Here is a 6,714-nt window from a genome sequence, read left to right on the forward strand (position 1 = left end):
CGGCGAGCGCCTAAGTCACACCTGTGCGGGGATTGTGACGACAGTTATGGCTCGTTGTATCCGTTCTAGTGTAATTTCGCTGCCCAGTACCGCCAAGGTCTCGAACAACCCCGGCGATGCTGTCCTTCCCGTCACCGCTACTCGGATGGGCGTGAACATCTGTCCCGCCTTCAGCCCCAGTTCTTTGGCCGCGCCGCGCAGCGCCTGGTCGAGCGCGCCGTGGGTGAATTCGGTCTTGGACAGCACCTCGCGGGCCTTCTCCAGCACCTTGCGAGCGGTCGAGGCGTCGCCCTTCGGCGGGATGAGCAGTGCCGGGTCGTACGCCGGCAGGTCTTTCACGAAGAAGAAGTCGGCCACGGTCAGCACGTCTTTCAGCAGCTTGATGCGCTCGCGGACCAACGGCGCGATCTGCTTCATCTTCGCCAAATCGACGTCGTACCCGACCCCCCGCACGATGGGCAGCAGACGCTCCGCCAGTTCGGCTTCCGGCATGTTGTGGATGTACTGCGAGTTCAGCCAGATGGCCTTCGGATCGAATGTGTCTTCTTCCCTAAAACCGGGCGTCGTGGCCGGTTCCTTGAAGTTGATGACCGCGTTGGCCCGGTTGATGTTCTCCAGGGCGAAGATCTTCACGATCTCCTCGAGCGGCATGTACTCGCGGTCGTCCTTCGGCGACCAGCCCAGCAGACAGACGAAATTGATGAAGGCCTGCGGCAGGAAGCCGGCGTCGGCGTAGGTGGTCACGCTGACCACCGGCCCGTGCTTGCGCTTCGACAGCTTGGCGCCGTCGGGCGCGACCAGCAGTGGCAGGTGCGCGAACTGCGGCGGCTCCACCCCCAGCGCGCGGAAGATCTGGATGTGCTTGAAGGTGTTGGTCAGGTGGTCCTGGCCGCGGATGATGTGCGTGATCCGCAGGTCGGCGTCGTCGGCGCACGACGCCATGTGATAGGTCGGCATGGCGTCCGAGCGCAGCAGCGCGAAGTCTTCGATGTCGGCGGTGGACTTCTCCTGCTCGCCATAGACCGCATCGTTGAAGCGGACCGGCTCCTCTATGTCGCGCGGCACGCGGAAGCGCAGCGCGAACGGTTCCCCGGCGGCCGCCCGACGGTCGCTTTCCTGCCGCGACATCTCCCGCATCTCCAGGCTGTAGAGCCACGGCCCCTCGCTGCGGTCGCGCTCCCCCTGGCTGGGTGGGGTGAAATCGCGGTAGGCCAGACCTTTCTCGAAGATCTTCTGCGCCGCCTGCCGATGCAGCGCCAGCCGCTCCGATTGCTTGTATTCCTCGTCCCAGTCGAGCCCCAGCCAGCGCAGGCCTTCGAAGATCGAGTCCACACTCTCCTGGGTGTTGCGCTCGACGTCGGTGTCGTCCAGGCGCAGGATCATGGTACCGCCGGTGTGGCGCGCGAACAGCCAGTTGAAGATGAACGTCCGCGCGCTGCCCACGTGGAGGTATCCCGTCGGCGACGGCGCAAAACGCACGCGGATGGCGGGGCTCTCAGCCATGTTTCTCAGTCATTCCTAAACCTTTCATGCTAACAGACAGGAGGCAGCCTGCAGGAGGCAGCCTGCAGGGTACAACTGGCGACTTTCCTGCTTCCTGGTCCTGCTTCCTGCTTCCTGCCTCCTTCCCCCTGCTTCCTGCCTCCTGCCCCCTGCTTCCTGTTTCGTGACGTAGCGCACCGACAACCGCTCCGGACCACGCTAAGCTTCTGGACTCATGGCGCAGTACGTCCGGCAGCGCAGCGGCTTCCAGCCCGCCTACCTGTCCCTGTGGCGGAGCGGAGAGCTCCGCCGGCGGGCCGACGCCGCCATTGCCGGTCTCGCTGAGTGCCGGCTGTGTCCCCGCCAGTGCGCCGTGGACCGCCGCTCCCAACCCGGGACGGTTTGCCGTACCGGGCGTCTCGCCGTGGTCAGCTCCCATTTCGCCCATTCCGGCGAAGAGGACTGCCTACGCGGCATTCGCGGCTCGGGGACCATCTTCTTCACCCACTGCAACCTGGGCTGCGCCTTCTGCCAGAACTACTCCACCAGCCATCTTGGCGACGGCCGGCCCGTCAGTGTCGGGACGCTCGCCGGCATGATGCTCGACCTGCAGGAAGAGGGCTGCCACAACATCAACCTGGTCACGCCCTCGCACGTCGTGGCGCAATTCCTCGAGGCGCTGCTGATCGCCGTCGATGGCGGCCTGCGTCTGCCCATCGTCTTCAACACCAGCGGCTACGACCGCGTCGCGACCCTGAGGCTGCTCGAGGGCGTGGTGGACATCTACATGCCGGATTTCAAGTGGTGGCGCAGCGACATCGCTGAGCGATACGCCCAGGCGCCCGACTATCCCGAGGTCGCCCGCGCCGCCCTCCGCGAGATGCACCGCCAGGTCGGCCCGCTGGTTCTGGACGAGCATGGCCTGGCGCTGCGCGGGGTGTTGCTGCGCCACCTGGTCATGCCGGGGGACGCGGCGGGGACCTCGGAGGTTCTCCCCTGGATCGCGCGGGAATTGGGGCCCGACACCTACGTCAATGTCATGTCGCAGTTCTATCCCGCCGGACAGGTGACCAGCGGGCGCTTCCCCGAGATCGCCCGCTGCCTGCATTCCGCCGAATACGCCCGGGCCCTGGATTCCGCTCGCGCCTGCGGCCTGTGGCGCCTGGACCAGCGCCACCTGAGCCCTCGTGACTCTGTACTGACCTCCAGCTAAGTGTCGGTACTTTAGTCACTTCCGCGTTTACTCCACCATTGAGAGTCGTGTTTCCCCTGGGGTATATTCCAGCAGTTCCTTTTGCTGTTCCCCTCGGGGCGGTCGTCCGCCTCCGAGCGGCCTTCCCCGGGCCTGCACGCCACCGGAAAGAGGCGCAGAGTGGACGGTGTTTTTGTCAGCATCATCCTGGTTCCCGGCATAGTCGCCATAGTCCTCTTTGCCCTGTTCTCCTACCTTTATTACCAGACGCGGGAACCGTACTTCCGCGCCTGGCAATTGGGTTGGGCCGCCTACGTCCTCTATTTCGGGCTGGCTACCTGGAACCTCCTGGGTCAGACCACCGCGCTGTCGATGTGGGCGACGAAGCTGTGCCTGTTGCTCACCGCGTTGGCCATCTTCGTATCCACCCGCCTGGTGAAGGACCCGCTCAAGTTCCACTGGTACGACGCTGCACTGGCCGCCATCGGGGCGGTATGGGCCTACCTGGTGGTGCGCTCCGGCGCCAGCCACGCGCCCCTGCTTTCTCTGGGGATGCTGCAGGTCCCCTACATGGAAGTCGAGGTCGGCATCGCTGCCCTGCTGCTGTACTGTGCCTACCGCTTCTTCCGCTTCGGCCGGCAGCGCGACTCCATGGGATATCGCCTGCTGGGCATCTCCCTCGGTTTCTGGGCGGTGCTGCTGACTTCGCGCCAGTTCCACGACCTGTTCGCGGTCCTGTTCAGCAGCGCCGGACACTTCCTGAGCCCCATCCCGCAGATGCTGCTGGGGATCTCCATGGTCATGGTGCTGTACGAGAACGAGCGGCGCAGTGTGCAGGAGAACCTGCTGGCCTTTTCCAGCCTGGACGTCGAGTCCGGGAGGCTGATCCCGGCCAACGAGCTGGCGCCCAGCCTGCAGAAGATCCTCGACCGGCTGGTGACGGCGCTCAAGGCCGAGCGCGCCGCCCTCTGCATCCACAGCCACTGGCACGAAGTCCTGCCCTCGGTGCAGCAGGGATTCTCGCCGGAATTCCTGGCCCGCTTCGACGGCGAGTTCACCGATGCGGTGAGCACCCACGTTTTCCGCCGCGGCGGCTGGATCGTCTTCCGCGACCTGCGCCAGGAACTGGGCCTGCTGCCGGTCACGGGCGACGAACGCCTGCTGCGCCTGCGCGCCATCTTCGCGCAGGAAGGCGTCGCCTCCATGACCTGCGTCAGCCTCCAGACCCGCGACCGCAGTTTCGGCGTAGTCCTCCTGCCCCACACTGTGGTGAAGAAGACTTTCGGCTCTTCCCACATCCGCCTCCTGCTCGGCCTGGCGATGCAGATCGGCATGACGCTGGAGAACTACGTGCTCATGCACAACACTCAGCGCCGCACTCGCGAGTACGAGCTGCTCACCCAGGTCGGCCAGGTCGTGAGTTCGCGCCTGGACTCCGACGAAGTCCTGCGCACCGTCCACAAGGAGCTGGGGCTGCTCTTCGATACCGCCAGCTTCTATGTCGCCTTCCTTGAGGGGGAGGAGATCCGCTTCGAGTACGAGTTCGAGAGCGGCCAGCTCATGCCCAAGCGCACCCGCCGGGTCGCCAACGGCATCACCGAGCACATCATCCGCAGCGGCCAGCCCATCCTCTGCCGCTCCAACATGGACGAGCTGCGCCGCCAGTTGGGGGTCGTACCCATGGGACGCCCCGCCAAGTCCTTCCTCGGCGTTCCCATCTACCGCTATAACCAGGCCATCGGCGTGATGGCGGCCATGAACTACGAGCGCGAGAACGTCTATGACCAGCGCGACCTCGAGGTCATGGAGACCGCCGCCGGACAGGTCGCCGTGGCTATGGAGAACGCCCGCCTGTTCGCTGAAGAGCAGCGCCGGGCCCGCTTCCTGGCCTTCCTGAACAATGTCTCCAAGACCGCCATCTCCAGCCAGGACGCCGAGCAGATGCTGGCCGAGATCGTCAGCGAGATCCAGAAGAACTTCAACTTCGACCACATCGGCATCGGCCTGCTCGACTACGCCACCAAAGACATCGAGATCAAGGCCGAGGCGGGCACCACCGCCAAGGCTCTTGGCAAGCGCGTGCCGCTGGGTGTGGGCATCCTGGGCCGGGTCGCCCGCACCAACGAGACTGCCCTGGTGCAGAACACCGCCGACGCCAGCCGCCTGGCCGGCATCATCCCCGACGCGCGCTCCGTCCTGTGCGTCCCCCTGACCTACGCCGAGACCCTGCTGGGCGTGCTCAACATCGAGAGCAAGCGCGAGAACGCCTTTGCCCAGCAGGACGTGCTCATCCTGCGCACCCTGGCCGACCTGCTGGCCACCGCCCTGCACAACGCCTTCATCTTCCAAAAGATGCAGCAGCAGTCCATCACCGACGGCCTCACCGGTATCAAGACCCGCCGTTTCTTCCTGGAATCGGTGCAGGCCGAGGGCAAGCGCGCCTCCCGCTCCGGCCGCCCCTACTCGGTGGTCATGATGGACCTGGACAAGTTCAAGGAAGTGAACGACTCGGTCGGCCACCTGGAAGGCGACCTGGTGCTGGCGCGGGTGGGACGGCTACTCGAGCAGAAATGCCGCCAGTCGAACGTGGTGGCGCGCTACGGCGGCGACGAGTTCGTCATCCTCATGCCCGAGACCGGCGTGGAGCAGGCGCAGATCCTCTCCGAGCGCCTCCGCCTGTGGCTCGCCACCGACCCCATGCTCAATGAGCGCAAGATCACCGGCAGCTTCGGTGTGGCCAGCTTCCCCGTGCACGGCTCCACCGTGGAAGACATCATCCGCGTCGCCGACGCCGGCATGTACGTCTCCAAGAAAGGCGGCGGCAACCGCGTCTCCACTGCCGAGGAGTTCGCCGAGGGCGAGACCTCGCTGCAGCAGCGCCAGGTCATCGCTTCCTACGTCGAAGGGTTCCTGCAGCGCGAGCGCACCGGGCCCGAATCGGCCGACGAGCTGGTCACCACCCTGCGCAAGCTGGGCAGCTCGGTGAAGGATGGCAGCGCCGCCGAGGTCCTGATGGACGCGGTCCGCACCCTGAACCGCGCCGCCGAGGCCCGCGAGACCGTCGCCGGCCACGGCGAGGCCGTGGCCCGCTACGCCGAGCTCATCGCCCGCGAGCTGGCCATGTCGGAGGACGAGGCCGCCGACCTCACCTTCGCCGCCCGCGTCCACGATGTCGGCAAGATCATCGTCCCGGAGCAGATCCTCAACAAGCCCTCTTCTCTCACCGAAGACGAGTACCACCTAGTGAAGACCCATACCATCGTGGGCGCGCAGATCATCGCCACCATCCCCGGCAGCCAGCGTATGTGCCAGTTCGTGCGCCACCACCACGAGCGCTTCGACGGCGGCGGATATCCCGACGCCCTCAAGGGCGAGCAGATCCCCCTCGGCGCCCGCATCATCGCCGTGGCCGAGGCCTATGTGGACATGATGACTGATCGCCCCTACGCCAGCGCCCGCCCCCAGAACGAGGCCATCGACGAACTGGAATCACTGGCCGGATCGCAGTTCGACGGCATGGTGGTGCGCATCCTGGTGCGCCAGCTCCGCGGTGACCGCGTCAGCCGTACCGGCGCCAGCTAGCCTTCCCCAGGGTCGTCACGCCTCTTGGTGACCACCGGCCCTTGACACCGGGTCCGGTACCTGCGGATAATGCCGCAACCAACCGGGTTCTTGCTCCCGGAGGTTCAGGAGAGGGGCATGAAAAAGCTACTCTTGGTGACCGCCCTGGTTGTGTTCTGTGTCGGCGGCAGCTGGGCCCAGAACGAGTCGAAATACGATGTCTTCGGAGGCTATTCCTTCGTCCATTCCGACCCGGGCTTCGCGCTGAGCTCGGGGAACGCCCACGGGTGGGAAGCAGCTCTCACTTACAAATGGAACCGATGGCTGTCGCTGAAGGCCGACTTTGACGGGCATTACTGCTGCGACCAGACCATGCACAACTTCCTGTTCGGGCCGCAGTTCACTTTCGGACACGACAAGGTCAAGCCGTTCGTGCACGGCCTGGTGGGTGTCAGCCACGGCACTTCTCCCGGTCTCAC

Annotated in this window: 4 protein-coding genes; 3 read left to right on the top strand and 1 reads right to left on the bottom strand. The window is 65.5% G+C overall.

The genetic code is table 11. The features are described from left to right. Window positions 1-15: 15 nt before the first annotated feature. A complete protein-coding gene (gltX, locus tag VMS96_02025) occupies window positions 16-1,503 on the bottom strand; it encodes a glutamate--tRNA ligase (protein HVP42176.1) in 1,488 nt (495 codons plus the stop codon). A 214-nt stretch (window positions 1,504-1,717) separates the two neighbouring features. Here gltX and VMS96_02030 point away from each other — a divergent pair, with 214 nt between their 5' ends. From VMS96_02030 to VMS96_02040, 3 genes are all read left to right on the top strand, one after another. Next, window positions 1,718-2,695, top strand: coding sequence for a hypothetical protein (locus VMS96_02030; GenBank protein HVP42177.1), 978 nt, complete (start codon window positions 1,718-1,720; stop codon window positions 2,693-2,695). Window positions 2,696-2,854: 159 nt separating this feature from the next. Beyond that, on the top strand, window positions 2,855-6,256 hold the full coding sequence (locus tag VMS96_02035) for a diguanylate cyclase (GenBank protein ID HVP42178.1): 3,402 nt from the start codon (window positions 2,855-2,857) through the stop codon (window positions 6,254-6,256). A 117-nt stretch (window positions 6,257-6,373) separates the two neighbouring features. Continuing rightward, window positions 6,374-6,714 (top strand): hypothetical protein (locus tag VMS96_02040; GenBank protein HVP42179.1); only part of this gene is annotated, 341 nt, incomplete at its 3' end.

It is taken from the genome of Terriglobales bacterium, assembly GCA_035543055.1.
GTDB lineage: Bacteria > Acidobacteriota > Terriglobia > Terriglobales > Acidobacteriaceae > JAIQFD01.